13 protein-coding genes are annotated in these 13063 nt (G+C 64.8%); 8 read left to right on the forward strand and 5 right to left on the reverse strand.

Annotated features, from left to right (window positions below; translation table 11 throughout):
- The first annotated feature begins 55 nt into the window (after positions 1-55).
- The 7 genes from cycA (at position 56) to CCOS865_RS25835 (ending at position 7857) form a co-directional block, all read left to right on the forward strand.
- The gene (gene cycA / locus CCOS865_RS25805) at positions 56-1468 is read left to right on the forward strand and encodes a D-serine/D-alanine/glycine transporter (protein ID WP_119146220.1); all 1413 of its coding nucleotides are present in this window, start codon (positions 56-58) and stop codon (positions 1466-1468) included.
- Positions 1469-1676: 208 nt separating this feature from the next.
- On the forward strand, positions 1677-2942 hold the full coding sequence (gene urtA / locus CCOS865_RS25810) for an urea ABC transporter substrate-binding protein (RefSeq protein WP_119146222.1): 1266 nt from the start codon (positions 1677-1679) through the stop codon (positions 2940-2942).
- Positions 2943-3068: 126 nt separating this feature from the next.
- Entirely contained in the window at positions 3069-4556 is a 1488-nt protein-coding gene (urtB, locus tag CCOS865_RS25815) for an urea ABC transporter permease subunit UrtB (RefSeq protein WP_119146224.1), read from the forward strand.
- On the forward strand, positions 4556-5635 hold the full coding sequence (gene urtC, locus CCOS865_RS25820) for an urea ABC transporter permease subunit UrtC (RefSeq protein WP_119146226.1): 1080 nt from the start codon (positions 4556-4558) through the stop codon (positions 5633-5635). The genes urtB and urtC overlap by 1 nt, the downstream gene beginning before the upstream one ends.
- On the forward strand, positions 5632-6489 hold the full coding sequence (gene urtD / locus CCOS865_RS25825) for an urea ABC transporter ATP-binding protein UrtD (RefSeq protein ID WP_208644567.1): 858 nt from the start codon (positions 5632-5634) through the stop codon (positions 6487-6489). The genes urtC and urtD overlap by 4 nt, the downstream gene beginning before the upstream one ends.
- 117 nt (positions 6490-6606) lie before the next feature.
- Complete coding sequence (gene urtE, locus CCOS865_RS25830) at positions 6607-7305, forward strand: urea ABC transporter ATP-binding subunit UrtE (protein WP_119146228.1); 699 nt, start codon at positions 6607-6609, stop codon at positions 7303-7305.
- 33 nt (positions 7306-7338) lie between these two features.
- Positions 7339-7857 (forward strand): GNAT family N-acetyltransferase, encoded by a 519-nt coding sequence (locus CCOS865_RS25835; RefSeq protein ID WP_119146230.1) that lies wholly within the window; start codon positions 7339-7341, stop codon positions 7855-7857.
- A gap of 94 nt (positions 7858-7951) precedes the next feature.
- On the opposite strand, the gene CCOS865_RS25840 is transcribed toward CCOS865_RS25835, so the two are convergent.
- Both CCOS865_RS25840 and cbpA read right to left on the reverse strand, forming a co-directional pair.
- A complete protein-coding gene (locus CCOS865_RS25840) occupies positions 7952-8257 on the reverse strand; it encodes a chaperone modulator CbpM (RefSeq protein WP_119146232.1) in 306 nt (101 codons plus the stop codon).
- Between the two features lie 2 nt (positions 8258-8259).
- Positions 8260-9228: a curved DNA-binding protein gene (gene cbpA / locus CCOS865_RS25845; RefSeq protein WP_119146234.1), complete on the reverse strand. Its 969-nt coding sequence runs from the start codon at positions 9226-9228 to the stop codon at positions 8260-8262.
- 163 nt (positions 9229-9391) lie between these two features.
- Here cbpA and CCOS865_RS25850 point away from each other — a divergent pair, with 163 nt between their 5' ends.
- A complete protein-coding gene (locus CCOS865_RS25850; RefSeq protein ID WP_119146236.1) occupies positions 9392-10663 on the forward strand; it encodes an Hsp70 family protein in 1272 nt (423 codons plus the stop codon).
- A gap of 142 nt (positions 10664-10805) precedes the next feature.
- Here CCOS865_RS25850 and CCOS865_RS25855 read toward each other — a convergent pair whose 3' ends face one another.
- The 3 genes from CCOS865_RS25855 to CCOS865_RS25865 form a co-directional block, all read right to left on the reverse strand.
- Positions 10806-11813 carry an AI-2E family transporter gene (locus tag CCOS865_RS25855; protein ID WP_119146238.1) on the reverse strand — a complete coding sequence of 336 codons (1008 nt, stop codon included), beginning with the start codon at positions 11811-11813 and terminating at the stop codon, positions 10806-10808.
- Between the two features lie 71 nt (positions 11814-11884).
- Positions 11885-12166, reverse strand: a complete 282-nt coding sequence (locus CCOS865_RS25860; protein WP_119146240.1) for a PsiF family protein — start codon at positions 12164-12166, stop codon at positions 11885-11887.
- 74 nt (positions 12167-12240) lie between these two features.
- Positions 12241-13026, reverse strand: a complete 786-nt coding sequence (locus CCOS865_RS25865; protein WP_119146242.1) for an AraC family transcriptional regulator — start codon at positions 13024-13026, stop codon at positions 12241-12243.
- Between the last annotated feature and the right edge of the window lie 37 nt (positions 13027-13063).

The following is a 13063-nucleotide window of genomic DNA, read 5'->3' on the forward strand; positions in this document are numbered from 1 at the left end:
CGTGTTAGCCTACTCGGCTCGCACAAAAAGACTGACCCTCAATGGAATGCAGCCAATGACCCGGACCTCCACCCCTGCGCCAGATGACCAACATCTGCAACGTAACCTGACCAACCGCCACATCCAGCTCATCGCCATCGGCGGCGCCATCGGCACCGGCCTGTTCATGGGCTCGGGCAAGACCATCAGCCTCGCCGGCCCGTCGATCATCTTTGTCTACATGATCATCGGCTTCATGCTGTTCTTCGTCATGCGGGCGATGGGCGAGCTGCTGCTGTCGAACCTCAACTACAAGTCGTTCATCGACTTCTCGGCCGACCTGCTCGGGCCCTGGGCCGGGTACTTCACCGGCTGGACCTACTGGTTCTGCTGGGTGGTCACCGGCATCGCCGACGTGGTGGCGATCGCCGCCTATTCACAGTTCTGGTTCCCCGACCTGCCGCAATGGATACCGGCGCTCAGCTGCGTCGCGCTGCTGCTGTCGCTGAACCTGGTCACCGTGAAGATGTTCGGCGAGCTCGAGTTCTGGTTCGCCCTGATCAAGATCGTCGCCATTCTCGGCCTGGTCGTCACCGGCCTGTACATGGTCATCAGCGGCTTCGAGTCGCCGAGCGGGCGCACCGCCGACCTGGCCAACCTGTGGAATGACGGCGGGATGTTCCCGCATGGCCTGATGGGCTTCTTCGCCGGCTTCCAGATCGCCGTGTTCGCCTTTGTCGGCATCGAGCTGGTGGGCACCACCGCCGCCGAAGCCAAGGACCCGCAGCGCACCCTGCCGCGGGCGATCAACTCGATCCCGATCCGCATCATCGTGTTCTACGTGCTGGCGCTGATCGCCATCATGGCCGTGACCCCATGGCGCGACGTGGTGCCGGGCAAGAGCCCGTTCGTTGAGCTGTTCGTCCTCGCCGGCCTGCCGGCCGCGGCGAGCATCATCAACTTCGTGGTGCTGACCTCGGCAGCCTCCTCGGCCAACAGTGGCGTGTTCTCGACCAGCCGCATGCTGTTCGGCCTGGCCCAGGAAGGCGACGCACCGAAAGCCTTCGAGAAACTCTCGCGGCGCGCCGTGCCGGCCAACGGGCTGTTGTTCTCGTGCACCTGCCTGCTGCTCGGCGCCGTGCTGATCTACGTGATCCCCGACGTGGTCGAGGCGTTCACCCTGGTTACCACGGTGTCGGCGCTGCTGTTCATGTTCGTCTGGACGATGATCCTGCTGTCGTACCTGAAGTACCGCGTGCAGCGCGCGGCGCTGCACCAGGCGTCGAGCTACAAGATGCCCGGCGGGCGGTTCATGTGCTACGTGTGCCTGGTGTTCTTCGCCGGCATCCTGGTGCTCCTGGCCCTGGAAGACGACACGCGCAAGGCGTTGATCGTGACACCGCTGTGGTTCGTGATCCTCGCGGTGACCTACCAGTTCGTGCGCAGCAAGCGCCAGCTGCGCGGCACCGTGCGTAGCGTGCAAGACTGACAATGCATCGGGGCTGCACGCGCAGCCCCGATGACTCAAACCTGTGCACGTGCTCACGCCGAGCACCAAGCTGGGTCTCCCCTCCCGCAAGAAATCCCCGAAAACCCCGCAAAACCGCCCTCCCGCCACTTGTACACAAGTCGGCACACCACTTGCAAAAGCCCTCTCCGGGTTGCCAACAGCAAAAAAAACTCAACGGAGAGAGCACATGAAGCGTCGCAGTCTGATCAAGGCCTTTACCCTCAGCGCATCGATTGCGGCCATGGGCCTGAGCTGGAGCATCCAGGCCGCCGAGACCATCAAGGTCGGCATCCTGCATTCGCTGTCGGGGACCATGGCGATTTCCGAGACGTCGCTCAAGGACATGGCCTTGATGACCATCGAACAGATCAACGCCAAGGGTGGGGTCAACGGCAAGCTGCTTGAGCCGGTGGTGGTCGACCCGGCGTCCAACTGGCCGCTGTTCGCCGAAAAGAGCCGCCAGCTGCTGACCCAGGACAAGGTCGCGGTGGTGTTCGGCTGCTGGACCTCGGTGTCGCGCAAGTCGGTGCTGCCGGTGTTCGAAGAGCTCAACGGCCTGCTGTTCTACCCGGTGCAATATGAAGGCGAAGAGATGTCGCCAAACGTCTTCTACACCGGCGCCGCGCCCAACCAGCAGGCGATTCCGGCGGTGGAATACGTGATGAGCGAAGACGGCGGCAGCGCCAAGCGCTTCTTCCTGCTGGGTACCGACTACGTCTACCCGCGCACCACCAACAAGATCCTGCGGGCCTTCCTGCACAGCAAGGGCGTGGCCGACAAGGACATCGAAGAGGTCTACACGCCGTTCGGCCACAGCGATTACCAGACCATCGTCGCCAACATCAAGAAGTTCTCCGCAGGCGGCAAGACCGCTGTCATCTCCACCGTCAACGGCGACTCCAACGTGCCGTTCTACAAGGAGCTGGCCAACCAGGGCCTGAAAGCCACCGATGTACCGGTGGTGGCGTTCTCGGTGGGCGAAGAAGAACTGCGCGGCATCGACACCAAGCCGCTGGTGGGCCACCTGGCGGCCTGGAACTACTTCGAGTCGGTGGATAACCCGGTCAACCAGAAGTTCGTCGCCGACTGGAAGGCCTACGCCAAGGCGAAGAACCTGCCAGGCGCCGACAAGGCCGTGACCAACGACCCGATGGAGGCCACCTATGTCGGCATCCACATGTGGGCGCAGGCGGCCGAGAAGGCCAAGTCGACCGACGTCGACAAGGTCCGTGAGGCGCTGGCCGGGCAGACCTTCAAGGCACCGTCGGGCTACACCCTGACCATGGACAAGACCAACCACCACCTGCACAAGCCGGTGATGATCGGCGAGATCCAGGATGACGGGCAGTTCAGCGTCGTCTGGGAGACCGAGCAGCCACTGCGTGCGCAGCCTTGGAGCCCGTTTATCCCAGGCAACGACAAGCGGCCTGACGTTGCGGTGAAAGGTAACTAAGCGCACGGGGCCGCGTTGCGGCCCATTCGCGACACAAGGCCGCTCCCACAGGTCCAGCAGCGCTGCCGAAGCCTGTGGGAGCGGGTTTACCCGCGAAGAAGTCTCCCCTTCTTTCAGGAATACCCAATGTTCAGATTCCTGCTCGCCCTGCTCCTGCTGTTGCCCCTGGCAACCCAGGCCAGCGAAGGCGAATTGTTCTACAGCGCCAAGCCCGCCGACCAGGCGCGCCTGCTCCAGGAGTGGGCGGCGCAGCCCGAGCCGAGCCGCCTGGCCTTGCTCAGCGAACTCAAACAAGGCCGCGTCGCAGCTGACGACAGCCGCAAGATCCGCCTGAACAACCGCCTGCGCGGCCTGATCGACAACGCCCTGGCCAGCCATCAGCTGTTCAGCGACGAGGCCGGCGTGCGCCTGGCCGCCGCCAGCGAGCTGCAACGCAGCGCGCAGCCGGCGCAGATGGCCTTCCTCGACCGGCGCTTCGCCAGCGAACCGGACGCCGCCGTGCACGCCGCGCTGGGCCTGGCCCTGGCCAACCTGCAACTGGACGCCAGCGAGCCGTCGGTGCGCCTGGCTGCGGTGCGCCTGCTCGGCGAAACCGGCGACCCGCTGGCGCGCACCCGCCTCGAAGCGCTGCTGCAACCCGGCGCCGAGACCGACGCCGGGGTGCGCACCGCCGCCGAAACCAGCCTGGCCCAGGTCAAACGCAAACTGCTCATCGGCGAACTGCTCGGCCAGGCCTTCAGCGGCCTGTCGCTGGGCTCGATCCTGCTGCTCGCGGCGCTCGGCCTGGCGATCACCTTTGGCCTGCTCGGGGTGATCAACATGGCCCACGGCGAGATGCTCATGCTCGGTGCCTACAGCACCTACATGGTCCAGGTACTGCTGCAGCGCTACCTGCCCGGGGCGATCGAGTTCTACCCGCTGATCGCCCTGCCGGTGGCCTTCGCGGTCAGCGCGGGAGTCGGCATGGCCCTGGAGCGCACGGTGATCCGCCACCTGTATGGCCGCCCGCTGGAAACCCTGCTGGCGACCTGGGGCATCAGCCTGATGCTGATCCAGGCGATCCGCCTGCTGTTCGGCGCGCAGAACGTCGAAGTGGCCAACCCGGCCTGGCTGTCGGGCGGCATCCAGGTGCTGCCCAACCTGGTGCTGCCGTACAACCGCCTGGTGATCATCGGTTTTGCCCTCGCGGTGGTACTGCTGACCTGGCTGCTGCTCAACCGCACCCGGCTCGGCCTGAACGTGCGCGCGGTGACCCAGAACCGCAACATGGCCGCCTGCTGCGGGGTCTCCACCGGGCGTGTCGACATGCTCGCCTTCGGCCTCGGTTCCGGCATCGCCGGGCTTGGCGGCGTGGCCCTGAGCCAGGTTGGCAACGTCGGCCCGGACCTCGGCCAGAGCTACATCATCGACTCGTTCCTGGTGGTGGTGCTCGGCGGCGTCGGCCAGCTCGCCGGCAGCCTCTGGGCGGCCTTTGGCTTAGGGATAGCCAACAAGCTGCTGGAGCCGCAGATCGGTGCGGTGCTCGGCAAGATCCTCATCCTTGCGCTGATCATCCTGTTCATTCAGAAGCGTCCGCAAGGCTTGTTCGCCCTCAAGGGACGGGTAATCGACTGATGAACCAGCCACTGCTTGTCACTGCCACGCAAAAAGCCGGGCCGCGTCTGTCGCTGGCCATTGGCGCCATCGTCGTCCTCGTCCTGCTGGCCCTGCCGCTGCTCTCGCTGCTGCCCGAAGGGCACGCGCTGCAGGTCTCGGCCTACACCCTCACGCTAGTCGGCAAGATCCTCTGCTACGCCATCGTTGCCCTGGCCCTGGACCTGGTGTGGGGCTATGCCGGCCTGTTGTCGCTGGGCCACGGCCTGTTCTTCGCCCTGGGTGGCTATGCGATGGGCATGTACCTGATGCGCCAGGCCGCCGGCGATGGCCTGCCGGGCTTCATGACCTTTCTGTCGTGGACCGAGCTGCCCTGGTACTGGGCCGGCACCCAGCACTTCGCCTGGGCCCTGTGCCTGGTGGTGCTGGCGCCGGGCTTGCTGGCGCTGGTGTTCGGCTGGTTCGCCTTCCGTTCGCGGATCAAGGGCGTGTACTTCTCGATCATGACCCAGGCGCTGACCTTCGCCGGCATGCTGCTGTTCTTCCGCAACGAGACCGGTTTTGGCGGCAACAACGGCTTTACCAGCTTCAAGACCATCCTCGGCTTCGACATTGCCGCGCAAGGCACCCGGGCGGTGTTGTTCCTGCTTACCGTCGGCCTGCTACTGGCCAGCCTGTACCTGTGCTGGCGGCTGACCCAGAGCAAGTTCGGCCGGCTGCTCACGGCCCTGCGTGACGCAGAAAACCGGCTGATGTTCTGCGGCTACGACCCGCGCGGCTTCAAGCTGCTGGTGTGGGTGCTCAGCGCCGTGCTGTGCGGCCTGGCTGGTGCGCTCTACGTGCCACAGGTGGGCATCATCAACCCCAGCGAGATGTCGCCGACCAACTCCATCGAGGCCGCCGTGTGGGTCGCCCTTGGCGGGCGTGGCACGCTGATCGGCCCGCTGCTCGGTGCCGGCCTGGTCAACGGCATGAAGAGCTGGTTCACCGTGGCCTTCCCGGAGTTCTGGCTGTTCTTCCTTGGCGCGCTGTTCATCATCGTCACCCTGTACCTGCCCAAGGGCGTGGTCGGCCTGTTGAAGAAAAGGAGCCAGCCATGAGAGGCCTGCCCCCGGTACACCCCGAATTCATGCTCGAACCGGTGTTCGACCAGCTGGGCAGCGGCCGCGAGGCGATCGGCCTCGGCCAGCGCCGCGGCAAGGGCCTGGACGTGCGCCACGGCACGGTGCTGAGCCTGGAGGACATCAGCGTCAGCTTCGATGGCTTCAAGGCGCTGAACGCGCTGAACCTGTACATCGGGGTCGGCGAGCTGCGCTGCATCATCGGCCCCAACGGCGCCGGCAAGACCACTCTGATGGACGTGATCACCGGCAAGACCCGGCCGGATACCGGCACGGCGTTTTTCGGCGACACCCTCGACCTGACGCGCATGAGCGAATACCAGATCGCCCAGGCCGGGATTGGCCGCAAGTTCCAGAAGCCGACGGTGTTCGAGGCGCTGAGCGTGTACGAAAACCTCGAGCTGGCACTCAAGGCCGACAAGTCGGTGTGGGCCAGCCTGGCGGCGCGGCTGTCGGGCGAGCAGCGCGAGCGCATCGACCAGGTGCTCGGCACCTTGCGCCTGTTGCCGCTGGCCCAGCGCCCAGCCGGGCTGCTGTCGCACGGGCAGAAGCAGTTTCTCGAGATCGGCATGCTGCTGGTGCAGGAGCCGCAGCTGCTGCTGCTCGATGAGCCGGTGGCGGGCATGACCGACGCAGAAACCGAATTTACCGCCGAGCTGTTCAAGGGCCTGGCGGGCAGCCATTCGCTGATGGTGGTCGAGCATGACATGGGCTTTGTCGGCAGCATCGCCGACCACGTCACCGTGCTGCACCAGGGCAGTGTGCTGGCCGAGGGGTCGCTGGAACAGGTGCAGGCGGATGAGCGGGTGATCGAGGTCTATCTCGGCCGCTGATCCTGGCTGACCTCATCGCGGGCAAGCCCGCTCCTACAGAAATAGCGTAAGCCATGTAGGAGCGGGCTTGCCCGCGATGAGGCCGGTTCAGGCAATGAACATCTCAAAGGACTAGTCATGCTGAAAATCGACACCCTGCACCAGTACTACGGCGGTAGCCACATCCTGCGCGGCCTGTCCTTCGAGGCCAAGGTCGGTGAAGTCACCTGCCTGCTCGGCCGCAACGGGGTCGGCAAGACCACCCTGCTGCGCTGCCTGATGGGCCTGGTCGCCGCGCGCGAAGGCAGCGTGCAGTGGGAAGGCAAGCCGATCACCACGCTGAAGCCGCAACAACGGGTTCACGCCGGCATCGCCTATGTGCCGCAAGGCCGGGAGATCTTCCCGCGGCTGACCGTCGAAGAAAACCTGCTGATGGGCCTGTCGCGCTTCCCCGCACGCGAAGCCCGCGAGGTGCCAGCGTTCATCTACGAGCTGTTTCCGGTGCTCGAACAGATGAAACAGCGCCGTGGCGGCGACCTGTCCGGCGGCCAGCAACAGCAGCTGGCGATCGGCCGCGCCCTGGCCAGCCGGCCACGTCTGCTGATCCTCGACGAGCCCACCGAAGGCATCCAGCCCTCGGTGATCAAGGAAATCGGCGCCGTCATCCGCAAGCTCGCCGACCGCGGCGACATGGCCATCCTGCTGGTCGAGCAGTTCTACGACTTTGCCGAGGCGCTGGCCGACCAGTACCTGGTCATGGCCCGCGGCGAGATCATCCAGCAGGGGCGTGGTGAAAACATGCAGGCCGAAGGTGTACGCGGGCTGGTAACCATTTAATCTGCAGGCAAATCCCCCTGCGAGACGCTTGTCATGAGTTACGAGATCCGCGAGGCCCTGGCCGCTGATGTACCGGGCATCCTCGACATCTACAACGACGCCGTGCGCAACACCACGGCGATCTGGAACGAAACCCCGGTGGACCTGGCCAACCGCCAAGCCTGGTTCGCCGCCCGCGCGCAACAGGGCTACCCGATCCTGGTGGCGGTGGATGGCAGTGGCGTGCTCGGTTATGCCTCGTTTGGCGACTGGCGGCCGTTCGAAGGCTTTCGGCATACCGTCGAGCATTCGGTGTATGTGCGCGACGATCAGCGCGGCAAGGGCCTGGGACCGTTGTTGATGCAGGCGCTGGTGGAGCGCGCGCGAGCCTGTGGCAAGCATGTGATGGTGGCGGCGATCGAGAGCGGCAATGCGCCGTCGGTGCGCCTGCATGAACGGCTGGGGTTCGTGGTGAGCGGGCAGATGCCGCAGGTCGGGGTGAAGTTCGGCCGTTGGCTGGACCTGACCTTCATGCAGCTGGTGTTGAACCCGGGAGCTGAGCCGTCGGCCTGATTATCGGCTGGCTGGCCTGGCCTCTTCGCGGGGAAACCCGCTCCCACAGGATTTTGTAACGCCAAAAGCCTGTGGGTGAGCCGCTTCATCAGCCCTACATCTGGGTAAAGCGCCCCAGGCGCTGGCGCAGCATGCTGTTCTCGCTGCGCAGCTGGTGCACTTCCTCCAGCAACTCCAGGGCCAGGGCCACCCCTTCCCATTCCAGCGCCAGCTCCTGATGCAGCTTGACCGCGCGCTTGAGGGTACTCGGCGCGCGGTCATCGAACAGCCAGTCCTCCGGCGTTCGCCCGGAAGGTTCAACAATGCCGTGCTCGACGATTTCGATCACGCAGTCGGCCGTGAGGTCGGCTTCCTGGCAGAGGGTTCGCATGTCCAGTTGAACGATCAGGGTGCTGCTCATGATCAACTACTCCATTGTGTCCTCGGATTGAACGCGGCCTGCTCGGAGAGCTTGGTCCACAATTCGCGGGTCTGCTCGTTCGATTGGGTCGGCATCACCACCTTGAGCTGCGCATACAGATCACCGCGCTCACCCTGCTTGTTCAACAGGCCCATGCCCTTGACCCGCAGGCGCTGACCGCTCTGGCTGTCGGGGCGGATGGTCAGGTTGATCTTGCCGGTCAGGGTCGGCACCGCCACCTTGGTGCCCAACGCCGCCTCCCAGGGCGCCAGCGGCACGGTGATGATCAGGTCATGACCTTCGACATCGAACAGCGGGTGCGGTGCCATGCGAATGGTCAGGAACAGGTCGCCATTCGCCCCACCGCCCAGGCCCGGCGCACCCTGCCCCTTGAGGCGGATGCGCTCGCCGTCGGTCACCCCGGCGGGGATCTTGACGTTGAGGGTCTTGGTGGTGAACCCGGTACGCTGGCCGGCGCCGTTGGTCTGCGGCACCTGGAAGCTGATCTGCTTGGACTCCTTGTTGAGGGTCTCCTCCAGGAAGACTGCCAGTTCCAGTTCCACGTCCTGCCCTCGCCTGCCCGCGCTGCGCTGTTGTTGCTGCTGCTGTCCGCGACCGAACGGGCTGCCACCACGGGCGCCGAAGATCGAGCTGAAGAAGTCCGAGAAGTCGCCGCCCTCGAAGCCTGCGCCGGCACCCGCACCGCCGCGGCTCTGCCAGCCTGGCGGTGCCTGGAACGGCCGGCCGTGCTGGCCGCCGTACTTGCGGATCTCGTCGAACTCGGCACGTTTCTGCGCATCGCCGAGCACTTCGTAGGCCTCGTTGGCCTCCTTGAACTTGTCCTCGGCGTCACGCTCCTTGCTGACATCGGGATGATACTTGCGGGCCAGTTTGCGGTACGCGGCCTTGATCGCCTTGTCGTCCGCGGTGGGCTCTACGCCGAGTATCTTGTAATAGTCTTTGAAGTCCATCTATGGATCACCAGTGTGAATTTGCGTGTTGCATCTGAAGATTGGGGTCAAGCATAGCCTTTCAAGGTCGGCTTGGGGTTGCTATAGAGCAGACGACTGGTCTTGATTCTGCTGGCCACTCGCATAAACTGCGCGGCCGTTTTGCCTCCGGAAGCTATTTCCCATGTCCGACGTATCCCCGGCCCGCGCCCTGGGCATCGACTTTGGCACCTCCAACTCCACGGTCGGTTGGCACCGCCCGGGTGCCGAGTCGCTGATTGCCCTCGAGCAGGGCAAGATCACCCTGCCCTCGGTGGTCTTCTTCAATATCGAGGAGCGTCGCCCGGTCTACGGCCGCCTGGCCCTGCACGAGTACCTGGAAGGCTATGAAGGCCGCCTGATGCGCTCGCTGAAAAGCCTGCTCGGCTCCAAGCTGATCAAGCACGACACCAGCGTGCTCGGCAGTGCCCTGCCGTTCAAGGACCTGCTCGGGATGTTTATCGGCGAGCTGAAAAAACGCGCCGAAACCGATGCCGGCCGCGAATTCGACCAGGTGGTACTGGGCCGTCCGGTGTTTTTCGTCGACGATGACCCGGCCGCCGACCAGGAGGCCGAAGACACCCTGGCCGACGTAGCGCGCAAGATCGGCTTCAAGGACGTCTCGTTCCAGTACGAGCCGATCGCCGCCGCCTTCGACTACGAGTCGGGCATCGACCGTGAAGAGCTGGTGCTGATCGTCGACATCGGCGGCGGTACCTCGGACTTCACCTTGATCCGCCTGTCGCCGGATCGCCACCTGATCGACGACCGCCAGAGCGACATCCTCGCCACCGGCGGCGTGCACATCGGCGGTACCGACTTCGACAAGCAGTTGAGCCTGCAGGGCGTGATGCCGCTGTTCGGCTATGGCAGCCGGATGAAGAGCGGCGCGTTGATGCCGACCAGCTACCACCTCAACCTGGCCACCTGGCACACGATCAACGCGGTGTATGCGCAAAAGTCGCAGCTGGCGCTGGGCAACATGCGCTACGACATCGAAGACGCGCTGGGCATCGACCGCCTGTTCAAGCTCATCGAGCAACGCGCCGGGCACTGGCTGGCGATGGAAGTCGAAGCCAGCAAGATCGAGCTGACCGACCAGCAAAGCCGCCAGATCGACTTGCGCCGGGTCGAGCCGGAGCTCACCGCAGAGCTGACCCGCGTGCTGTTCGAGGAAGCCATCGGCAGCCTGCTGGAGCGCGTGCGCGGCAGTGTCAGCGAGTTGCTGAACAAGGCCGGCGTGAGCGAGAGCCAAGTCGACACGGTGTTCTTCACCGGTGGTTCGAGTGGTATCCCGGCGCTGCGCAACAGCGTGGCGGCGATGCTGCCGAATGCGCGGCATGTCGAAGGCAACATCTTTGGCAGCATTGGTAGCGGCCTGGCAATCGAAGCGCGCAAGCGCTACGGGACTGTCTGATCCATCCCAGCAGCCAGTGCCTGCCTCTTCGCGGGTAAACCCGCTCCCACAGGGTTCTGTGGAGTTCCCAGAACTCGGACCTTACCGAGAAACCTGTGGGAGCGGGTTTACCCGCGAAGAGGTCAGACTGTCGAACTCGGTCTCAGACCAGCTCGGCGCGTCGCAACTCACTCTTCAGGTACGCGTAATAGATCGGCCCCGCCACCACCCCCGGCAAGCCGAACGCCGCCTCGAACACCAGCATCGCCAGGAGCAACTCCCACGACTTGGCACTGATCTGCCCACCGACGATCCGCGCGTTGAGGAAGTACTCGACCTTGTGGATGACGATCAGGTACCCCAACGCCGCCAGCGCCACCCAGATCGACAGCGACAAACCGACGATGGTGATCAGGGTGTTGGACATCAGGTTGCCGATCACCGGCAGCAGGCCGAGCAGGAAGGTCAGCACGATCAGGGTCTTGGTCAGCGGCAGGTGCACGCCGAACATCGGCAACACCACGGCGAGGAAGATGCCGGTGAAAAAGGTGTTGAGCAGGGAAATCTTGATCTGCGCGAAGACGATGTTGCGAAACGCCTGGACCAACAGGTTCAAGCGCTCGAACAACGCCGCTGCCAACGGCTTGCGCCGGGAGATGTCGGGGATCCGCTGCAAGGCCACGATGGCGCCGAGGATCATCCCGATCAGCAGCGTGACGAACATGTGCGCCATGCCCTTGCCGACCAGTTGCAGCTCGCCCAGGTGGCTCTTCAGCCACTCGCCGATGGCCACCTTGAACTCGGCCGCACTGGCCGGCAGGTAACCCTCGATGAACGGCGGCAGCTGGCTGCGCGCGCGCTCGACCAGGAGCATGAACTTGTCCAGCGAGGCACCGGGGTTTTCGGCCTCATGCAGCAGGAAGCTGAACGCGCCGGCGATCAACAGGGTCAGGGTGCTCACCACCAGCGTGCCCAGCAGGGCCACGGCCAGCCAGCGCGCACGCTGCCCGGCGATCAGCGGCTGCAACCGCGGGGTCAGCATGTTGACCAGCTCGAACACCAGCAGGCCCGCCAGCAGGCTGGGCAGCAACTTGAGCGGCAGCGCCAGCAGCAGGCCGGCAAAGACGATGATCCAACTGGCCAGGGTCACCTGGCGAGGGGTGAAAGTCATACAGCCTCAGGGGCAGACAGCGGAAAAGACCCGCAGTCTGCCAGCCTTCGTCCTGCAAACATAGGCGCAGGTCACTTCTTCTTCAGGCAGTCGCTCATGAACGCTTTGCGCGCGTCACCCTTGAGGGCTTGCTCGCCGGCCGTGGCGTTGCAGGTCTTCATCTTGTCCTGCTGGGTCGCCGGCTTGGCCTTCAGGCAAGTGCTCATGAACGCCTTGCGCTCATCGCCCTTGAGGGTCTTGGCGGTGGCGTCGGCATTGCAAGTTTTCATCTTCTCCTGCTGGGCGGTGGCGGCGAAGCCCTGCGCACTGATCAACACACCCAACACCAGCAACGGCACGTGCAGCATCTTCATGGCGTGGTCTCCTGGCTTCCGCGCCTGATGCACGGACATGCGCCTGAGTGTAGCCAAGATTTTTCAGCGTCTCTTCAGGCCGTGCGCGCCCGTCGCCGGTACTGCTCCGGGGTGCACTGGGCCTGGCGCTGGAACATCGCGATGAACGCCGAGGCGCTGCTGTAGCCAAGGTCGAAGGCGATCGCCTGGATCGGCGTGCCGGCCTCCAGCGCTTCGATCGCACGCAGGAAGCGCAGGCGCAGGCGCCACTCGCCAAAGCTCATGCCCAGCTCGCGCACGAACTGCCGGGCCAGGGTCCGCTCGCTGACATGCAGGCGGGCGGCCCAGTCGGCCAGCGGGCGCTGGTCGCCGGGTTCGGCGCTGAGTGCCTCGAGTACCTGACCGAGGCCCTCGCTGCGGGCGAACGGCAGGTAGCAGGCCTGGGTCGGCGACAGCTGCAACTGGTCGAGCAGGACCTCTACCAGGCGTTGATCGCGCGCGTCCTGCGCGACGGTGAGGTCGCGCCGGGCGAAGTCGCCGAGGATCGCCTTGAGGATATCGCTGATCTCCAGGCTGCACGGTTGCGCGGGCAGCGAGCGGCACAGGTCGCGGTGCAGGTAGACCGAGCGGTAGACGATGGCCTGCGGGTTGTAGCAGCCGTGCTCGGTGGCCGGCGGGACCCACACCGCGTAGCTCGGCGGCGAAACGAAGCGCTGGCCGGCGACGTCCAGGTGCATCACGCCGTGGGCGGCGTAGTTGAGCTGGCCCCACGCGTGGCAATGAGGCGCGCTGATGGTGTCGGCGCTGAATTCGTCGTAGCGAAAGTAGACCGGGGCGGGGAGCTGGTCGAACTGGGGGATCTCGAGGTATTTACCGGTCATGTCTGCTTCCAGGCACAGGTTGTCTGGATACAAGTAT

It is taken from the genome of Pseudomonas reidholzensis (assembly GCF_900536025.1).
Classification (GTDB): Bacteria; Pseudomonadota; Gammaproteobacteria; order Pseudomonadales; family Pseudomonadaceae; genus Aquipseudomonas; species Aquipseudomonas reidholzensis.